Here is an 18,605-nt window from a genome sequence, read left to right as displayed (position 1 = left end):
CTGCAGGGTGCAGACGCCGCTTTTTATGTGACTGGGTACTCTCGGACTTCAGCCCGCGAGATGCCTCGACAAGCTCGGCATGACGTTCTTAGGGCTGTTCTAGCATCGGGTCAACCGCCCCTAGCCCCCCGCCGCTTGATGCGCGGAATCAGCTGAGGAGGGGAACTAGCCTGTAGCTCTAGCTTAGTCTTCGTCATCATCCGACACGGTAGCGGTGGCCACCACCGGCGGCATGGATTCCACGGCCAGCTCGTTCATCAGCTCTCGGGCGGGCAGCACGCCGGGCACGTCGGTGATGGTGACGATGAGCTGCTCCTTGCGCTCCTTCATGCTGGCGCGGCGGGGGTGGGTTTGGACGTAGTTCAGGATCTGGCCGAACTGCTCGCCCTGGAAGTAGGGCTCGTGGCCTTCGCCCGCGTCGAGGTAGCCCTTGAGGGTGTCCTTCTTGAGCGAGACTTTGCTGAAGCCCACGCGGCAGGCCTGCCAGCGCAGGCGCACGATGTCGGCCAGCTGCTCCACCTCGGGCGGCAGCGGGCCGAAGCGGTCCACCATGCTGGTGAGCAGGCGGCGCAGCTCCTCGGGCTCCCGGGCGCGGTCCAGCTTGCTGTAGAGCTGCAGGCGCTCGGAAACGGAGGCCACGTAGTTGTCGGGGATGAGGATTTGCAGGTCGGTTTCCACGTTGCACTCGCGGGGGCGGGCAAAGTCGGCAGCGTCCTTGAGGCGGCCTGTCGTGTCGCCCAGGAACAGGTCGCGGAACTCGGTTTCCTTGAGCTCCTGCACGGCTTCGTCGAGAATCTGGTGGTAGGTTTCGTAGCCCAGGTCGTTGATGAAGCCCGACTGCTCGCCGCCGAGCAGGTTGCCCGCGCCGCGGATGTCTAGGTCGCGCATGGCCACGTTGAAGCCCGCGCCGAGGTCCGAAAACTCTTCCAGGGTGCTCAGGCGCTTGCGGGCGTCGGAGGGCAGGCCGGCCACGGGCGGGGTGAGCAGGTAGCAGTAGGCTTTCTTGTTGGAGCGGCCCACGCGCCCGCGCATCTGGTGCAGGTCGGAGAGGCCGTGCATGTGGGCGCGGTTGATGATGATGGTGTTGGCGTTCGGGATGTCCAAGCCCGACTCGATGAGGTTGGTCGACACCAGCACGTCGTAGTCGTGCTCCACGAACTGCATCATGCGTTTTTCCAGCACGTCGCCCTCCATTTGGCCGTGGATGCTGGTGATGCGGGCGTCGGGCACCAGGCGCTGAATCATGGCAGCCTGCTCGGTGAGGTCCTTCACGCGGTTGTGCACGTAGAACACCTGCCCGCCGCGCTTCAATTCGCGGGCAATGGCGTCGCGCACCAGGTGCTCGTCGAACACGGCCAGCTCCGTTTGCACCGGCTGGCGGTTGGGCGGCGGCGTGCTGATAACCGACAGGTCGCGGGCGCCCATCAGGGAGAAGTGCAGGGTGCGCGGAATGGGCGTGGCGGTGAGCGTGAGCGTGTCCACGTTCACCTTCAGCTCCTTGAGCTTGTCTTTGGTCTTGACGCCGAACTTCTGCTCCTCGTCGATGATGAGCAGGCCCAGCTGCTTGAACTGCACGTCCTTGTTGGTGAGCCGGTGCGTGCCGATGAGGATGTCGGTCTTGCCCTCGGCCACCTTCTGCAGGGTGGCCTTGGCCTGCTTGGTGGTCTTGAAGCGGTTGATGTAGTCGACGGTGACGGGCAGCTCGCCCAGCCGGTCGCGGAAGGTCTTGAAGTGCTGCATGGCCAGGATGGTGGTGGGCACCAGCACGGCCACCTGCTTGCCGTCGGCCACGGCCTTGAAGGCGGCGCGGATGGCCACTTCCGTCTTGCCGAAGCCCACGTCGCCGCACACGAGGCGGTCCATGGGGTGGGGCTGCTCCATGTCGTGCTTTACGTCCTCGGTGGCCTTGGCCTGGTCGGGCGTGTCCTCGTAGATAAAGCTCGATTCCAGCTCGGCCTGCATGAAGGAGTCCTTGGCGAAGGCGTGGCCGGGCGCCGTCTTGCGCTTGGCGTAGAGGCGGATGAGGTCGGCGGCAATGTCCTTGACCTTCTTCTTGACCGCCTTTTTCTTGTTTTCCCACTCCGGCGACCCAAGCTTGGACATGGTCGGCGGCGTGCCCTCGGCGCCCGAGTACTTGGCAATCTTGTGCAGGGCGTGGATGCTCACGGTCAGCACGTCGTCGTCGCGGTACACCAGGCGGATAGCCTCCTGCTGGTGCCCGTTGATTTCCACCTGCGTGAGGCCGGCGAAGCGGGCAATGCCGTGGTCCTGGTGTACCACGTAGTCGCCGGGCTGCAGGGTGCGCAGCTCCTTGAGGGTAAGGGCCTTTTTCTTGCTGAACTTGCGCTTCTCCTGGGCCCGGTAGTAGCGCTCAAAAATCTGGTGGTCGGTGTACACCAGCAGCTTCCGTTCCTCGTCGATGTAGCCCTCGCGCAGCCCCAAAGCCAGGTGCTGAAAGCGGATTTCGCGGCCCAGCTCGTCGAAGATGGTGCGCAGCCGGTCGAGCTGCCGCATGGATTCGGCGGTGAGGATGGTGGTGAAGTCGCGCTGCTGGTTTTCGAGCAGGTTCTTGGTCAGGCGCGAAAAGTCCTTGTTGAAGGACGGCTGGGGCTTGGAGGTAAACTGCACCTGCTCGGCTTCCTTGTAGTAGAAGCGCTTGCCGAACTCCAGCACCGGAAACCGCTCCAGGTGCTTCTTGAGCGCCTTGGTCGTCTCGAACAGCTCCTCCGGCTTCGACACGATTTTGACGCCGTGGCCTTCTTCCAGCACGGTTTTGAAGTTCTGCTCGGCCTTGTCGAACTGCTCGCCCACCACGTCGAGCAGCTGGCGCACGTCCTTGGTCCAGATGGCGGTATTGGCCGGCAAAAACTCCAGGAACCCCTCGCGCTTCTCGGTGAGCAGCTTGGTTTGCACGTTCGGCACGATGCTGATCTGCTCCTTGCGCTCCACCGACAGCTGCGACTCGGGGTTGAACGTGCGGATGGAGTCGATTTCGTCGCCGAACAATTCGATGCGGTAGGGCAGCTCGTTGGCGTAGCTGAACACGTCGACGATGCCGCCGCGCACGGCGTACTGCCCGGCCTCGTACACGAAGTCGGTGCGCTCGAAGTCGTACTCGGCCAGCAGCTCGCCCAGGAAGTTCACGTCCAGCCGGTCCCCGACTTTGGTGCTGAACGTATTCTGCACCAGGCTCTGGCGGTTGATGACCTTCTCGCTCAGCGCCTCGGGGTAGGTGACGATGAGGGCGCCGCGGACCTCACCCCCCGACCCCCTCTCCAAAAGAGAGGGGGAGCCGGGCGACTCTTTTTTATCCTTTTCGTTCGTTGATTTTTTTCCGTCAGAACGCACCCCCTCTCTTTTGGAGAGGGGGCCAGGGGGTGAGGTTTTGCCGCTGAGGCGGTTCAGCACCTCGGCGCGCATGAGCACGTTGGCGTTTTCCGTCTCGTCGAAGGAGTAGGAGCGTTTGTAGGAGCTGGGGAAAGTCAGCACTTCCTCCCGCTCGCCCACCAGGTGCTGCAAATCGGAGGCGAAGTAGGCGGCTTCCTCCCGGTCGTGCAGGATGAAGACCAGATGCTCGTCGGGCCGCTCCAGGTGCAGGGTGGCGGCCACCACCGCGTCCTGGCTGCCGACGAGGCCGCGCAGGTGGAAGCGTTGGCCGGCCGCGTCCTCGACGCCGGGCTTGAGGTTCAGGGCCAGGGTCTGGATGTCGGTGTCGAGCGAGTAGAGGCGGAGGAATTCGGAGGTCTGCACGGCGAAGCGGCTAGGGGAGGGGCAAAGGTAGAAGCCCGGCCGGATGGTATTCCGGTCGGGCGCGTCTTACCATACCACGGCGGCGGGGCGAAAGTTTCCGGTAAGAGCGGGGCCGCGGGTTATATAGTTCGGGCACGATTTTGGCGCCCGATCGGTCTGTGTTCATCGAGTTCTGATTCAGACTTTTACCCTCCGCGTATGCGCCGACTACTACCATTTCTGAGTTTGCTGTTGTTGCCCATGAGCCTGCCGGCCCAAGTCAACCTGCAGCAGGGCCTCGTGGCCCATTACCCCTTCGATGGCGACGCCCGCGACGTCAGTGGCAACGGTAACCACGGTACATTGACGGGCCTAGTAATGCCGACCCTCGACCGGAACGGCTCCATCGGGCGAGCTATGCTATTCAACTCCGGCATGGGCGGGTATATCACCATGCCACATTCAGCCTCCCTCGCTACCCCAACTACGCAGCTCAGCATTGCGGTTTGGATACGCATTACCGGGGCTAGTTACGGCAGCAGCCAGGCGCTATCAGACCCCATTCTGGAAAAAGCAGATGTCGCAGGCTCTGTGAGTCAGTACGGAATGGGCTTGTATTTCAGTTGGACGGCCCGCCCTGGCTGCTACGGCATTGCGGCGAACGGCTTTGCACAGTCGCAGTGCGCCGATTTGAGTGGCGGCCAGCCGTGGAACCATACTGCCCCATGGACGCATGTAGTGCTGAGCTACGATGGTAGTATAGTTCGGCATTATTTCAATGGGCAACTACTAAGCCAGCAGGCTGCCAACGTCCGCTTTATCCCCAACACCCTACCGCTGCAGATCGGTACTATGCGGGGCGGCAGCCTGTTGGGCGTGAGTTACCTCAACGGCATTCTGGACGAGCTGCGCATCTACAACCGGACCCTGAGCGACGCGGAAATAGCTACGCTGGCCGGCGCTACCCCTACAGCTACGCGCCCAAGCCCGGGGCATTTGTCGTTGAGCGTGTATCCTAACCCGGCCGCGGAGGGCACCTGCTACCTGCAGCCCGGCCCGGAAGCCCGCGGCACCGCCAGCCTCAGCATCACCGACGCCCTCGGGCGGGTGGTGCGGCGGCAAGCGGTGAGCGTGACGCCCGGTGCAATCCTGCCCGTACCCGTTGCTGGCCTGCCCGCCGGCCTGTACGCAGTGCGGCTGCAGGGTAATGGTTGGGGCGGGTAAACGCAGTTGCTGCTACAGTAGCTTCTGTGCCAAGAATCCATTAGGCGACCTTTCCGCCCCATCCGGATGGAAAACGCCGGGGTTGGTCGGAAATACTTGCGGCCATAGCCCCGCCCGGCCGTACCTTCGGCCCATACTTCACCCAGCTCCATTAGTGCGCGGTTCTTCTCACTTAGCTATTGGCCTGATTACCGGCGTCGGCATTGCGGCCGTCGTGCCCGATGTGCGCTTTTCCCTGCCCGGCATTGCCCTGGCCGGCTTTTCCTCCCTCGCCCCCGACCTCGACCACCCCAACTCCCGCTTGAGCAAGCGCATGGGCTTCATGCAGAACTACGTGCGCTGGGCCTTTGCCGCGGCGGCCGTGCTGCTGGCCGTGTACGCCTACCTGAACCTGCCGCCCGGCCCCAACCAGCGCGTGGCCTTCACCGGCGCCCTGTCGATGTTCCTGATCGGCATGGCCATGCAAAACCAGTCGGCGCGCAAGCTGGCCCTGCTATTCACGGGCGTGGTGGCGGTGGGCGCAGGGCTGTACTGGCAGTTTCTGTGGCTGAGTTTGCTCGGCGCTTTTGTGGCGGCGGCACCATTTACCTCGCACCGCTCCTTTACGCACACCATCTGGGCTGCCGCGCTCTGGACCTATATCGGCCACCTGGCCAATAAGGATTTGGGCTGGCACGGCGTGGCTGCCTACGCCGGCGCTGGTTACCTCTCGCACCTGCTGGCCGACACGCTTACCAAATCGGGTGTGCGCTACTTGCTGCCGTTGTCGGATTACGCCGTCAAGCTGCCGCTGATATCGACCGGCTCGGCGGCGGGCAACCTGCTGGAAATCGGGATTTGTGCCGGTTACGGGTTGCTGATAGCCTTGTTGTGGTGGCAGCGCTACCAACTGGGCTGAGATTCCCTTTTTGGGAAAAACACAAACGTCGCGTCGGTTAAACCGGGCGGCAATCAACAAATTCGCCGGTTAGTGGTTGCGTATTGGCTGGGTTTTGTAACATTGCACCCTCAGGCGGAATCGTGACGAGGCTGTTAGCTTAGGCCGCAACGGGCTACTACCGGGTAGCCTGGCCCCGGCTGCAACCTTGCCCTGATGGAAGAGTCAGTAGCTAACTATCAGCCGCAAGCGCTACTATTCTTGGTATTATTCAGGGATAAATCATGGTATTTCGTTTTGAGTATCTTGCACCCCTAATCCATCCAAACTTCACTATGTCTTTGTACCTTTGGCCACTTCCGGCTACCGGGCCCGGAACCTCCGTCCTCTCCTCTTACCCTCTTGCACACACCTCGCAATCATGAGTCACATTCATAGCCCGCTGATCCGGATAGGCGTCTTTTACGACGGCAACTATTTCCTCAAGATCAGTGATTACTACTACTTCCAGCACGACCGGAAAGCCCGCATCAGCCTGGAAGGCCTGCACGAGTTCATCCGCCACCAAGTGGCCGAGGACGAAGATGCAGATGTCCGCCTGACCCAAATCACCGAGCCACACTTCTTCCGCGGCCGCCTGTCGGCCACCGAAGCCCGCGACAAGGACCGCCTGTTCCACGACCGTCTGCTCGACGATATTCTGATGAACATGTCGGTGCAAACGCACTACATGCCGCTGAAGACCCGCGACGGCCGCCTGCAGGAAAAAGGCGTGGACGTGTGGCTGGCCCTCGAAGCCTTCGACCTGGCCATGCACAAGCACCTCGACGTGGTGGTGCTCATCGCCGGCGACTCGGACTACGTGCCGCTGATCAAGAAGCTGAACACGCTGGGCACCCGCGTGATGCTGCTGAGCTGGGACTTCAAGTACACCGACTTCAAAGGCGAAAACCGCGTAACGCGCCCCTCGCAGCTGCTGCTCGAAACGGTGAACTACGCCGTGGCCATGAACGAGGTCATCGACAGCAACCGCGGCGGCGAGCTGGTGGACAACCTGTTCGTGAACCAGCCCGAGCCTTCGCCCTTCCCGAACGTGGCCACGCCGAAGCCCTACGTGCCCTCGGCCGCCGGGCCGGAAGGCTCCATCGGCATCAGCACCATCAAGAACCTCAAGAACGGCTACGGCTTCGTGGTGATGCCGCCCAACAACCTGTTCTTCTCGTACGCGGACATGGCCGACGGCCAGGACTTCAACGAGCTGCACGAAGGCGACTGGGTGGAATTCACCGTCGGCCGCAACCACCGCAACGAAGACTGCGCCCGCAACGTGCGCAAAGTCGAAGCCCCCGCTGAGGGCGAATACTCCCACGAGCCGGAATCGGCCGAGTCGGAGTCGCTCTAAGTTACACCCGCCCTTTCCAGCCCGGTACATAGCCGCCGCCGGACCGGCCCGTTTCCTTCCGCAGGAAACGGCCGCGTCCGGCGGCGGTGCGTTTGGGCGGGTACGCGGGGTGGTTATACCTCGTCGGACTTGGGCAAGCCCAGCTGTTCGGCCATGGCCTGCACAAACTCGCGCTTGGTGGCGGGGTAGCGGTTGAAGGTGCCCAGCCCCAGTGCCACTACCACGCCCCGCGCCGGGCACTCGATGCGGCCGTTGACCACCACCAGGCTCTTGCCGTGGTGCTCCACTTCGGCGTGGGCCAGCAGCTCGTCGTGGGGCCGCACGGGGTGCAGGAAGTTGAGCTTGAACTCGACGGTGGAAACAAATTCCTGGTCGATAAAGGCGCGGGTGAGGGCGGCGGCGCCCAGCACGGCATCCATCAGGCCGGCAATGGCGCCGCCGTGGGCCGCCCCGGGCGAGGACAGGTGCTGCTCCTGCACCTGCATGCGGTAGCTCACCGCGCCGGGGCGGTGCACGGTCAGGCGCATGCCGTTGGCGCGCCCGTAGTGGTTGATTTGCTCGTAGAGGGCCACCAGCGTGGCGACGTCGGGAAGCTCGGGCATGGGGTAGGGTAGGAGGGGGTGCGGGTAAGAGGGTAGGAGTCGGGCAGGGGGGCGCTGAGCCCGGGGCCGCCCGGGCAGACTGGCTAGAGCGTTTTCTGCATCAGGAAGTGGTGAATCACGCCGAACAGCGTGTGCGAAGGCTCGACGACGCGGTAGCCCAGCCGCTGGTAGAAGCCTACCGCCGCTTCGCGGGCGTGCAGGATGATTTCGGCGTAGCCCTGCTGGCGGGCGGCGGCCTCCAGATACTGCAGCAGTTGCCGGCCCACGCCGTGGCCCTGCCAGGTGGGCTCCACGGCCATGTAGCGCACCTGCGCCTGGCCGGGGCTGCTGCCGGGGCTGAGGCGGGCCACGCCGCCCACGGCGCCGCTGGGGGCACGCCAAAGGGCGTGGATGGTGGTGGGCGCCTCGTCGTCGGGGGCGCGCTCCGAGCCGGGAGGCTGCTGCCAGGGCTGGCGCAGCACGCGGTAGCGCAGCAGATAGTAGGCGGCCCAGTCGGCGGGGCTGCGGGGCGGCTCGACGGGGGAAGGAGGCTGGGTAGTCACGACAGTAACCGGGGAAAGGCAGTTGCGTATGCCCGCCGGAGGCGCGGCGCTGGTGCTTTAAGGCAAAATAGCCAACTTTGCCGGCCCAACGGCGCGGCCTGCGCCGCCCGCCACTTTTCCCACTAGCTTCCCCCGCGCATGGCATCCTTCGACATCGTCAGCAAAGTAGACCCGCAAACCCTGGAAAACGCCGTCAACAACGCCAAAAAGGAGCTGCTGACGCGCTACGACTTCCGCGACACCAAGGGCGGTATCGAACTGGACAAGGCCAACAACATCATCACCATCTCGTCGGAAAACTCGATGAAGGTGAAGTCTCTGGAGGACATTCTGATGGGCCGCATGGTAAAGCAGCAAATCGACCCGACCAGCCTGGACTTTTCGGCCGAGGAGGAAGCGTCGGGGGCGCTGATCAAGAAAAAGCTGAAGGTGCGCGCCGGCATCGACAAGGACCTGAGCCGCAAGGTGCAGAAGCTCATCAAGGACTCCAAGCTGAAGGTGGAGGCCCAGATTCAGGGCGAGCAGCTGCGCGTCACGGCCAAGAAAATCGACGACCTGCAGGCCGTCATTGCCCTGCTGCGCCAGAACGCGGCCACCATCGGCCAGCCCCTGCAGTTCGTGAACATGAAAAGCTAAATGGTCAAATGGCTGCATGGCTGAATGGCTGCTCGTTCAACGTCAGCCGGATGCTACATGGGGCCAACCATTTAACCATCTGACCATTTAACCGCCAACAAGGTGTTTGACTTCTCCGTTTTTAGCTCCCCGCAGGCGTGGGTGAGTCTGCTGACCCTCACGTTCATGGAAATCGTGCTGGGCATCGACAACATCATCTTTATTTCCATCGTCGTCAACCGGCTCGACCCGGCCCAGCAGAAGCAGGGCCGCACCATCGGCCTGGTGCTGGCCCTGCTGATTCGCATCTGCCTGCTGCTGAGTATTTCGTGGATTGTGGGCCTGAAAACCCCGCTGTTTTCCATCGACGTGCCCTGGGCCGAGCACGATTTCGGCGTGACCGGCCGCGACATTATCCTGTTCATCGGTGGCCTGTTCCTGATTGGCAAGAGCACCACCGAAATACACACCAAGCTGCAGGGCGAGGAAGAACACGGCCCCGAGGGCAAGGCCTACAGCTCCATGGGGCGCATCATCGTGCAGATTGTGCTCATCGACATCGTCTTCTCCTTCGACTCCATCCTGACCGCCGTGGGCCTGGTCGACAACGTGCTCATCATGATTGTGGCCGTGGTGCTGTCCATGGGTGTGATGCTGGCCTTCTCGGGCAAGGTGTCGGATTTTGTCAACCGCAACCCCACCATCAAGATGCTGGCCTTGTCCTTCCTGATTATGATCGGGGTGATGCTGGTAATGGAGTCCTTCCACAAGGAAATCGAGAAAGGCTATATCTACTTTGCCATGGCCTTCTCGCTGGTGGTGGAGCTGCTGAACATGCGCCTGCGCAAGCAGGCGGAGCCCGTGCAGCTGCGCGACTCCCGCTTCGACTAAGCCCGCCGGTAGTCCAAGAAACAGCGCGGCCCGCTCCGATACCTCGGGGCGGGCCGCGCTGTCGTTGGAGCCTGCCTGTCAGAGCACCGTGAGCAGGTAGAAGGCAATCAAACTTAGCATCGTGCTGATAATGGCGCAGTCGACGGTGCGGCGGGCGGAGCTGCGCGGCCAGCTGCCGAGGCCGGCGCACAGGCCCATCACCAGCGGAAACAGGAAGGCAAACCCGTAGATGGTATTCTCGGAGTAGTCGACGTAGTCCTCGCGGCCGCCCGCGGCCAGACGGCGCTGGTAGCCGCGCACTTTGCGAAACAGGGCGCTGCGCTCCACGTCGAACCGGTCGGTTTCGCTGGCATCCCGCACTTTGAACGTGGCATTGGGCGTCTGCACCCAGCAGTAGGAGCTGGATTCGCAGCGCAGCTCCTGCACCGGCTCGTTGGGGAAAGATACGGTGAGGTTACGGTCGACGACCAGCAGCAGGAAAAACGCCGCCAGCGCCCAGCACACCGGGCGGGCGTAGGGTAGCAGCCGCCGGTACGCCTGGGCGTAGGGGTCGGCGGCGGGCCGGGGGCGCTGCCCGCGCACCCGCGCATCGTGGGCGGGGCGCAGCTGCGGGCTGCTGAGCGTGGCGTAGGCGTGCTCTACTTGATGCAGGTAGGCGCGCAGGCCGGGGTCGGTGGGCACGGCGCCCAGCTGCTGGCGCAGCCGCTGGTAGGCCTGCTCAATCTGGGTGGGCGTGGCCGAGTAGGGCACACGCAGTACCTGGTAGGCATTGCCGCCGAAGGGCTGGGCAAAGCGGGGCGGGGCGGGGCGCGGCGGCTGGCGGGCGGCGGCCAGGTTGGCGTCGTAGCGGGCCCGCAAGTTGGGCTGGCGCAGCGTGTCGTAGGCCTCGTTGACGAGCAGGTAGCGGCGGTGGGCCGTCGGGTCGGGGGTGCGGTCGGGGTGGGTGAGGCGCACCAGCCGCAGATAAGCCCGGCGGATGTCCTCGGCCGAGGCCTGCTCGGGCAGCTCCAGAATCTGGTAGTACGTCGTCACGGCGTTCCGGCTTCGGCCGCCAACGCTACCACCGCGGCCGTTTGGCTGAGTACGCGCTGGCGCAGCAGCTCCAGCAGGCGGCGGTGTACCTCGGGGCGGTACTGGCGGTAGTAGGCGTACTCCTCGCTCGTGAGCAGGGCCGTAACCAAGCCGGCGGCGGTGTGCTGCAGGCGGGCGTTGCGGCGCAGCAGCTCATCCAGCAGCCGCTGCTGGTCGGCGGGGGCAGCCGTAGCCAGGGGCAGGCGGTAGTCGCGGGCAAAATCGGCCACCAGCTGCAGCAGCCGTTCGTTGTGCAGCTTCAGGATGGGGCGCAGGGCCCGGTGCAGCAAATCGTCGGCGGGCGTTTCGGGGGCCAGGGCCACAGCGGGGCGCAGCTGCCGCAGTGCGTCGTCGAGGGCAGGGGTAGCGGAATCAGGCATGGGTAACGGACCGCCCGGGGGCGGAATAAAACAACAAACGCCCGACCCGCGAGGGGCCGGGCGTTTGCCAAACAATAAGCGGGGCCAATTAGTGGCTTACCACCAGCTTTTGAGCGGCCGTGCCGGTCGAGCCGGTCAGGCGCACCACGTAGATGCCGGCGGGCAGCGCGGCGGTGCTCAGCTCCACGCCGTCCTGCTGCAGCTTGGTAGCCGCTGCCGACGTGCGCAGCACCACCTGGCCGATGTTGTTCACCAGCTCGATTTGCACCGGCTGCTGGCTGCTGGCCATCAGGCGCACCGTCACGCGGTCTTTGGCCGGGTTCGGGAATACGGCCAGGGCCTCCACGGGCAGCTTGGTCTTGGTAGCCAGCACGGCGGGCAGGTTGTAGGCGGCCGTCTGGTCGCTGATGCTCTGCGAGGAGCCCTGGCTGGCGCTGGCGCCCATGCCACGGCGGGCAAACACGCGCCAGATAAGCGCCGAGTTGGCGGCGTTGTTCAGCACCGAGTCAGCCTTCAGGATACCGTCGCGGCCCGAGATGAAGCCCGGCTCACAGCCCTGGTACTTGCAACCTTCCAGCACCAGCTTCAGGGCAATGTTGTTGCCGCCGGTAGCGGAGTAGATGTCCGGGTTGTAGCCGTACTGATCAATCAGCGCCCAGTTCAGGTCCCACAGAGCCGAGCACCAGATTTCACCGATATCGTGGGCACCCGTGTAAGGCGCAGTACCCACGTTGGCGTAGGTCAGGTTGTTGACCGAGAAGTTGGTCGAGTAGCGCATCGTGCGGATGCCCTGGCCCGTGGGCAGTTCCGAAATGGCGTAGGTTCCGATGCCGCGGGGCGTGGTACCCAGGTCACCGGGCTTGGTGGTCATCCACAGCGCGAAGAAGTCGCTCCAGCCTTCGCCCATCTGCTCGGCGTTGCCGAGGCAGCTCGAGCCGGTGCCGGTGAGGCGGTTCGACACGCCGTGGCCGTACTCGTGGGCGATGATGCCGTTGTCCAGGTCACCGTCGCGGTCGAGCAGCGAGGCCGAGCCCGTGGTGGTGCCGGCGGCCAGGGCCAGGCGCAGCTGCTCCCCGTCGGCTTTGCTGATGAAGATGGCCGGGATACGCACGCCGTTCGAGTCCGGAGCCGAGCCGCTCATGCTCACCAGCTGGGTAGCGCCCACGATGCTGTCCATCACGATAACCAGCTTGGCGCCGGCCGTCTGGGCGTTTTTCACTTTCTCGGTGAAGTTGCAGCCACCGCGCTTAATCAGGGCAATTTTGCCGTTGACCGCAGCCGGGTTAGGCAGAGCCGTGCCGCAGCCCGGGCCGGCGTACACCACCTGCGCCGTTACGGGCGACACCGTGGCGAGGCGACGACCAAAGGCGGCCGGCGCAAACGTGAACGGCCCGAGGGTGGTGCCGTTCGACAGCGAGAAGGTCAGCGACTGGTTGTTGGTTTCCCACAGGAACATCTGCATGCGGGGCTGACCACCCTCGGCGGGCGAGGCGAAGTTTGCGTTGTTCAGCCCGCGGCCGTCCTGAGCTTCGGCGCGCACGTAGTCGGAGCCGCGGCCCTGGCCGGAGTAGTTGCGGAACTGGAAGTTACGGGCCGCCTCGGTGAAGCCGTGGCGCTCCATCACGTCGTGCATCACGTTGTTCATGTAGAACAGGTTGGTGATGGCAGCGTCCTCGTTGGAGTTGGCCGAGTTGGTGGTCACGTAGGGAAAGTCGAAGCTCAGCTGCGCGCCGCCGTCCGGGTTATAGCCGGGCGTGTTGCGGTTGCGGCGGTCTTCGTAGGCGTGCACGTTGTTGCCGCGGGTGATGGTGAATTCCGCGCCGGCCACGCCGTCGGTGTCGTGCCAGCCGAAGGGCGAAGCCGTGGTGTTAGCCACGTTGGCCGTCACCTGCCGGTTGCCGTGGTTGGGGCTTTCGGCCGGCAGCGTCCACACGTTGTAGCTGTTGGGCACGTTGGTACGGCCCGCTACCGTGGGCTGAGCGGCCACCGGGGTGGTGCGCTGGGCCGCGGCCGGCATGGGCGCCGTCTGCTGGGCGCGGCGGCGTGCCAGGGCCGCAAAAGAAGCTTCCTCACGCACTACGAAGTCGGAGCTTTCCAGCAGCTGGCCGGTGCTGGCGTCAATGCGGGCGTCCCAGTAGTGCTCGGCGTCGAGCGGGTACAGGGTCACGCTCCAGGCCAGGGCCAGGCGGCCGGTGGGCAGGCGCACGTACATCAGCTTCACCGGAATTTTTTCCAGCGAGATGCCGGCCTCCGAAAAGGTCAGGCCCTCGGTGGCGGTGCCTTGCTCCACGCGCGTCAGGCCCTGCGGAGCGGGCATGCGCATGGCGCGGGCGGCAGCGGCTACGGCCTGCTCCGGCGAGAGGCCGGGCGTGGGCGCGTTGGATTTGCTGGCCGCGTCGGGCACGAAGGTGTTGTGCGACTGCACCACTCGGCCGTTGCGGTCGAAGTGCACCTCAATGACGGCGCCGTACACTTCCACGCCCTGCACGCGCTGGCGCAGGTACAGGTGGGTTACGCCGGCGTCGGCGTCGGTGTATTCCGAGGCCACGGCGGGGTTGCGCAGGTCGGCTTCCGTCAGGCCCAGCTTCACGCGGCGGGCGTTGAGGTATTCCAGGCCGCGCGTCAGGGCCGAGGGAGAGGGGGTTTGCTGCGCAAAGCCCAGGCCCGGCAGGGCCAGCAAGGCGGCCAGCGTGAGCGTCCGGCCGAAGTGCGTAAAGGAGTGTTTCATGCAGAGAACAAGAGGAAAAGCAAAAATCAACGGCCCCTTCGCCAGGTAGCTGGTGAAGGGGCCGTTAAAAATACAACTCCGCCGGGGAATTTCCGAACGGATGTTTGTAGAAGTGAAGAATTTAACCCGGCAAGGTGGTCACGCCCCACTTCGTCAGCACGTCCCACACCAGCACGCCCACCGTCACCGATACATTTAAGGAGTGCTTGGTACCGAACTGCGGAATTTCCACCGCCGCGTCGCAGTGCTGCAACACCGCGTCGTCTACCCCGAATACCTCGTTGCCGAATACCAGCGCCAGCGGCCGGTCGGGGGCGGGCTGAAACGCGGGCAGCGCGACCGAGCCGGTCGTCTGCTCCACGGCCACCACCTGCCAGCCCTGGGCCCGCAGCTGCGCCACCAGCGCCGGCACGTCGGGGGCGTGCTCCCAGGGCACCGACTCGGTGGAGCCCAGCGCCGTTTTGGTGATTTCGCGGTGCGGCGGCCGGCCGGTGATGCCGCCGAGCCACAGCTTGCTCACCGCGAAGGCGTCGCAGGTGCGGAAGGCCGCGCCCACGTTGTGCAGGCTGCGCACGTTGTCGAGCACCACGCACAAGGGGAATTTCTCCGTATTTTTGAAGTCCTCGACCGTGAGCCGGTTCAGCTCGTGGATGGTTAGTTTCCGCATGAAAGTGGCATAAGCTTGACTTCGTCGACCTTTGGTTTAGCTTGTGTGGCCGGCAGAACGAGGCCTTCCGCATAAAAACCGAACGAGCAGCCCACGAAACGTTCCGGCCCCGCCGCGCTGTTCAGATGAAGGCGCAAGCTACGGCCTCCCGCTCTTTTTTGCCCGATCTGCGGGCCGCCCGCCGGCTCCGCTCCCTACCTATTGCCGCTCCGCTACCCGTGAAGACAGCTACTGATAAGCCCGATAAGAAAGCCGTCCGCACCCACGGCACCCTCGGCCCCGCCCCCGTGGCCGATACCCCGCTGATGAAGCAGTACCACCAGCTCAAGCAGCAGCACCCCGGCGCGCTGCTTTTGTTTCGGGTGGGCGACTTTTACGAAACCTTCGGCGAGGACGCCGTCACGGCCGCCCGCATCCTGGGCATCGTCGAAACCAAGCGTGGGGCCGGCACCGCCGCCGAAACCGCCCTGGCCGGCTTTCCCCACCACTCGCTCGATACCTACCTGCCCAAGCTGGTGCGCGCCGGCCAGCGCGTGGCCATCTGCGACCAGCTCGAAGACCCCAAGCAGGCCAAGGGCCTCGTCAAGCGCGGCATCACCGAGCTGGTGACGCCCGGCGTGAGCTTGCACGACAACGTGCTGGAGCGCCGCGCCAACAACTACCTGGCCGCCGTGCACTTCGGCCGCCAGCAGCAGGCCGGCATCTCCTTCCTCGACATCAGCACCGGCGAATTTCTGGTGGCCCAAGGGGATATGGGCTACCTCGGCAAGCTGCTGCAGAACTTCGCACCCTCCGAAGTGCTGCTTTGCAAAAACAGCCGCCAGAGCTTCGAAACCGCCTTCGGCCCCGATTTCTGCACCTACGCGCTGGACGAGTGGGTCTTCGGCAACGACTACGCCCACGACACGCTCACGCGCCACTTCAAGACCACCAGTCTGAAGGGCTTCGGCGTCGACAACCTCACCGACGGCATCATCGCGGCCGGCTGCATCCTGCACTACCTGGCCGAAACCAAGCACAACGACATCGGCCACATCAACGGCATCGGGCGGCTGGAGGAGGACAAGTACGTGTGGCTGGACCGCTTCACCGTGCGCAACCTGGAGCTGCTCGCGGCCCAGCACGCCGGCGGCGTCCCGCTCATCGACGTGCTCGACCAGACCCTGACCCCGATGGGCGCCCGCCTGCTGCGCAAGTGGGTGGTGCTGCCCCTGAAGGAGCCCGCCCAGATTCAGCGCCGCCTCGACACGGTGCAGGCCCTGCACGAGCAAGCCGAGCTGCTGGAGGCCATCCGCGACCAGCTGCGTCAGATCAATGACCTGGAGCGCCTGATATCGAAGGTGGCCGTGCGCCGCGTCAACCCGCGGGAGCTGCTGCAGCTCAGCCGCGCCCTCGAAGCCCTGGCCCCGATGCGCGAGCTGCTGCACGCCACCGACGTGCGCGCTTTGCAGAAGCTGGCCGACCAGCTCAACCCCTGCGACACCCTGCGCCGGGAAATTCAAAGTAAGATCCGCCCGGACGCCGGCGTGCTCACCAACCAGGGCAACGTCATCATGGACGGCGTGGACAAGGAGCTGGACGAGCTGCGCGCCATTGCCTACTCGGGCAAGGATTACCTGCTGCAGCTCCAGCAGCGGGAGCAGCGCAACACCGGCATTTCCTCGCTGAAAGTGGCCTACAACAAGGTATTCGGCTACTACCTCGAAGTCACCAACGCCCACAAGAATAAGGTGCCCGCGGAGTGGATTCGCAAGCAGACCCTGGTGAATGCGGAGCGCTACATCACCGAGGAGCTGAAAACCTACGAGGAGAAAATCCTGCACGCTGAGGAGCGCCTGTTCGTCATCGAGCAGCGCATCTACGACGAGCTGGTGCTGACCGCCAATGAGTTCGTGAGCCAGGTGCAGCAGAACGCCCGCACCGTGGCCGTGCTCGACTGCCTGGCCTCCTTTGCCGCCACGGCGCGCCAGCACCGCTACGTGCGCCCCACGGTGGACGACGGCTCCCTGCTCGATATCCGCCAGGGCCGCCACCCGGTGATTGAGCGGCAGCTGCCCCCCGGCGAGCAGTACATCCCCAACGACATCCGCCTCGACCGCGACGAGCAGCAAATCGTCGTCATCACCGGCCCGAACATGGCCGGCAAATCCGCCCTGCTGCGCCAGACGGCCCTCATTGCCCTGCTGGCCCAGATCGGCTCCTTCGTGCCCGCCGAAGCGGCTCACGTCGGCGTCATCGACAAGATTTTCACCCGCGTCGGCGCCTCCGATAACCTCTCCAAGGGCGAGAGTACCTTCATGGTGGAAATGACCGAAACGGCCTCCATCCTGAATAACCTCTCCGACCGCAGCCTGGTGCTCATGGACGAAATTGGCCGCGGCACCAGCACCTACGACGGCATCAGCATTGCCTGGGCCATCGTGGAGCACCTGCACAACCACCCCAAGGCCCGCGCCAAAACGCTCTTTGCCACGCACTACCATGAGCTCAACGAGTTGGCCGAGCAGTGCCCCCGGGTGCGCAACTACAACGTGGCCGTGAAGGAAGCCGACGGCCGCATCCTGTTTCTGCGCAAGCTGCAGGAAGGCGGCTCCGAGCACAGTTTTGGCATCCACGTGGCCCGTATGGCCGGCATGCCGCCCGCCGTGGTCTTGCGCGCCAACGAAATCATGCACCACCTGGAGCAGGAGCGCGCCAGCGTGGGCGCTGAAGACGGTGGGGCAGGAGAGGAGCTGGTTGAAGCCGATGCCGCCCCGCAACCGGCCCCGAATGGCAAAGCCAAGGCGGTTCAGCCCCATGCCCGCCCGGTGGCCACCGCCACGGCCCCGCGTCCCACGCTGCAGCTGAGCATGTTCGAGCCCGCCGACCCGGTGCTGGAAAGCATCCGCGAGTTGCTGCAGCACCTCGACGTGAACACGCTCACGCCCATCGAAGCCCTGCTGAAACTGAATGAGCTGAAACTGGCTTTGTCCCGCAAAAGCTGACCATTGATGAAGGTGATGATTCGTTGACAGCCCCAGTTGGCTGTGGCTGAAATTGCCGGGTTGCGAGTCGCCGGACAAGCTTCCGGCTCGGTGGCAGCCTTATCAGCGAATCATCACCGCTGGTATTGATGAAAAAAAGTGCCTGAAAATGAAGCCAAAGCGGTTTTTAATCCGCGGATTTTAGAACAAGCTCTTGACATAGGCGTAACATAGTATACCTTTGTGCCATCAATCGCCGCCATGGCGAAAGACCTCAAGCGAGAGTAGCTCAGTTGGTAGAGCGCGACCTTGCCAAGGTCGAGGTCGCGAGTTCGAACCTCGTCTCCCGCTCCAAGAAAAAGACACTGCCCCGGTAGTGTCTTTTTTTATTGCTGAAAATCAGCCCCAAGAGCGCCTGCGTAATTTTTTTTTCAGCGCGGCTCTTGACAAGTAGAAATTCATTGTTGTACCTTTGTGCCATCAATCGCCGCTACGGCGAAAGACCTCAAGCGAGAGTAGCTCAGTTGGTAGAGCGCGACCTTGCCAAGGTCGAGGTCGCGAGTTCGAACCTCGTCTCCCGCTCCAAACAAAAACAGGACGTTGCCCCGGCAGCGTCCTGTTTTTGTTTTTAGGCTATGTATTCGGGGAGTCTGTTCGTTGCGCTACGTGTGGGCTGGATGAAGGGCAAACGCAGCCGATACCGGTGGAATTGCGTTACCGAATCGGGGTAAACAACGGCCACTGAATCGAAAATTTGCAGTTACTTTGTCCTTACTGCCTGGGCTTAGCCGGGAGCTGTCGACGGAAAAACAAGCCAAACAGTTGAGCCAGAGTGGTGTAATGGTAGCCACGAGGGACTTAAAATCCCTTGCCCTTGGGCGTACGGGTTCGAGTCCCGTCTCTGGTACGCAAAG

13 protein-coding genes and 3 tRNA genes are annotated in these 18,605 nt (G+C 63.9%); 9 read left to right on the top strand and 7 right to left on the bottom strand.

The features are described from left to right. Positions 1 to 183 precede the first annotated feature (183 nt). Positions 184 to 3,750 (bottom strand): transcription-repair coupling factor, encoded by a 3,567-nt coding sequence (mfd, locus tag EJV47_RS12385; RefSeq protein ID WP_243651136.1) that lies wholly within the window; start codon positions 3,748 to 3,750, stop codon positions 184 to 186. Positions 3,751 to 3,948: 198 nt separating this feature from the next. On the opposite strand from mfd, the gene EJV47_RS12380 reads away from it, so the two are divergent. The 3 genes from EJV47_RS12380 (at position 3,949) to EJV47_RS12370 (ending at position 7,232) form a co-directional block, all read left to right on the top strand. Further along, complete coding sequence (locus EJV47_RS12380) at positions 3,949 to 4,953, top strand: LamG-like jellyroll fold domain-containing protein (protein ID WP_126693467.1); 1,005 nt, start codon at positions 3,949 to 3,951, stop codon at positions 4,951 to 4,953. Positions 4,954 to 5,107: 154 nt separating this feature from the next. Next, positions 5,108 to 5,851: a metal-dependent hydrolase gene (locus EJV47_RS12375; protein WP_165903730.1), complete on the top strand. Its 744-nt coding sequence runs from the start codon at positions 5,108 to 5,110 to the stop codon at positions 5,849 to 5,851. Positions 5,852 to 6,251: 400 nt separating this feature from the next. Then, positions 6,252 to 7,232, top strand: a complete 981-nt coding sequence (locus EJV47_RS12370) for an NYN domain-containing protein (RefSeq protein WP_126693465.1) — start codon at positions 6,252 to 6,254, stop codon at positions 7,230 to 7,232. Between the two features lie 113 nt (positions 7,233 to 7,345). Here EJV47_RS12370 and EJV47_RS12365 read toward each other — a convergent pair whose 3' ends face one another. Continuing rightward, a complete protein-coding gene (locus EJV47_RS12365; protein ID WP_126693464.1) occupies positions 7,346 to 7,834 on the bottom strand; it encodes a PaaI family thioesterase in 489 nt (162 codons plus the stop codon). Positions 7,835 to 7,917: 83 nt separating this feature from the next. Next, positions 7,918 to 8,376 (bottom strand): GNAT family N-acetyltransferase, encoded by a 459-nt coding sequence (locus EJV47_RS12360; protein WP_165903729.1) that lies wholly within the window; start codon positions 8,374 to 8,376, stop codon positions 7,918 to 7,920. Between the two features lie 138 nt (positions 8,377 to 8,514). Between EJV47_RS12360 and EJV47_RS12355 the strand changes: the two genes are divergently transcribed. Both EJV47_RS12355 and EJV47_RS12350 read left to right on the top strand, forming a co-directional pair. Further along, positions 8,515 to 9,012, top strand: coding sequence for a YajQ family cyclic di-GMP-binding protein (locus EJV47_RS12355; protein WP_126693462.1), 498 nt, complete (start codon positions 8,515 to 8,517; stop codon positions 9,010 to 9,012). Between the two features lie 102 nt (positions 9,013 to 9,114). Beyond that, complete coding sequence (locus tag EJV47_RS12350) at positions 9,115 to 9,882, top strand: TerC family protein (protein ID WP_243651134.1); 768 nt, start codon at positions 9,115 to 9,117, stop codon at positions 9,880 to 9,882. Positions 9,883 to 9,960: 78 nt separating this feature from the next. Here the strand turns inward: EJV47_RS12350 and EJV47_RS12345 are convergent, their stop codons facing one another. The 4 genes from EJV47_RS12345 to EJV47_RS12330 all read right to left on the bottom strand — a co-directional run bounded on the left by EJV47_RS12345 (position 9,961) and on the right by EJV47_RS12330 (position 14,728). After that, entirely contained in the window at positions 9,961 to 10,914 is a 954-nt protein-coding gene (locus EJV47_RS12345; protein WP_126693461.1) for a J domain-containing protein, read from the bottom strand. Further along, positions 10,911 to 11,333, bottom strand: a complete 423-nt coding sequence (locus tag EJV47_RS12340) for a hypothetical protein (protein ID WP_126693460.1) — start codon at positions 11,331 to 11,333, stop codon at positions 10,911 to 10,913. Before EJV47_RS12340 ends, EJV47_RS12345 begins: the two co-directional genes overlap by 4 nt. Positions 11,334 to 11,421: 88 nt before the next feature. Further along, positions 11,422 to 14,061 (bottom strand): T9SS-dependent M36 family metallopeptidase, encoded by a 2,640-nt coding sequence (locus EJV47_RS12335; RefSeq protein WP_126693459.1) that lies wholly within the window; start codon positions 14,059 to 14,061, stop codon positions 11,422 to 11,424. Positions 14,062 to 14,182: 121 nt separating this feature from the next. Further along, positions 14,183 to 14,728: an RNA methyltransferase gene (locus tag EJV47_RS12330; protein WP_126693458.1), complete on the bottom strand. Its 546-nt coding sequence runs from the start codon at positions 14,726 to 14,728 to the stop codon at positions 14,183 to 14,185. Between the two features lie 305 nt (positions 14,729 to 15,033). Between EJV47_RS12330 and mutS the strand changes: the two genes are divergently transcribed. The 4 genes from mutS to EJV47_RS12310 all read left to right on the top strand — a co-directional run bounded on the left by mutS (position 15,034) and on the right by EJV47_RS12310 (position 18,598). Further along, entirely contained in the window at positions 15,034 to 17,712 is a 2,679-nt protein-coding gene (gene mutS / locus EJV47_RS12325; protein ID WP_243651144.1) for a DNA mismatch repair protein MutS, read from the top strand. A 257-nt stretch (positions 17,713 to 17,969) separates the two neighbouring features. Beyond that, positions 17,970 to 18,045 (top strand) — tRNA-Gly (locus tag EJV47_RS12320). Positions 18,046 to 18,200: 155 nt separating this feature from the next. Then, positions 18,201 to 18,276: transfer RNA gene (locus EJV47_RS12315), tRNA-Gly, on the top strand. 241 nt (positions 18,277 to 18,517) lie between these two features. Continuing rightward, a tRNA-Leu gene (locus tag EJV47_RS12310) sits at positions 18,518 to 18,598 on the top strand. Positions 18,599 to 18,605 lie beyond the last annotated feature (7 nt).

The sequence above is a fragment of the Hymenobacter gummosus genome (assembly GCF_003970915.1).
GTDB lineage: Bacteria > Bacteroidota > Bacteroidia > Cytophagales > Hymenobacteraceae > Solirubrum > Solirubrum gummosum.
Note: the sequence above shows the minus strand (reverse complement) of the source record. Positions and strands in the feature narration are given on the sequence as shown.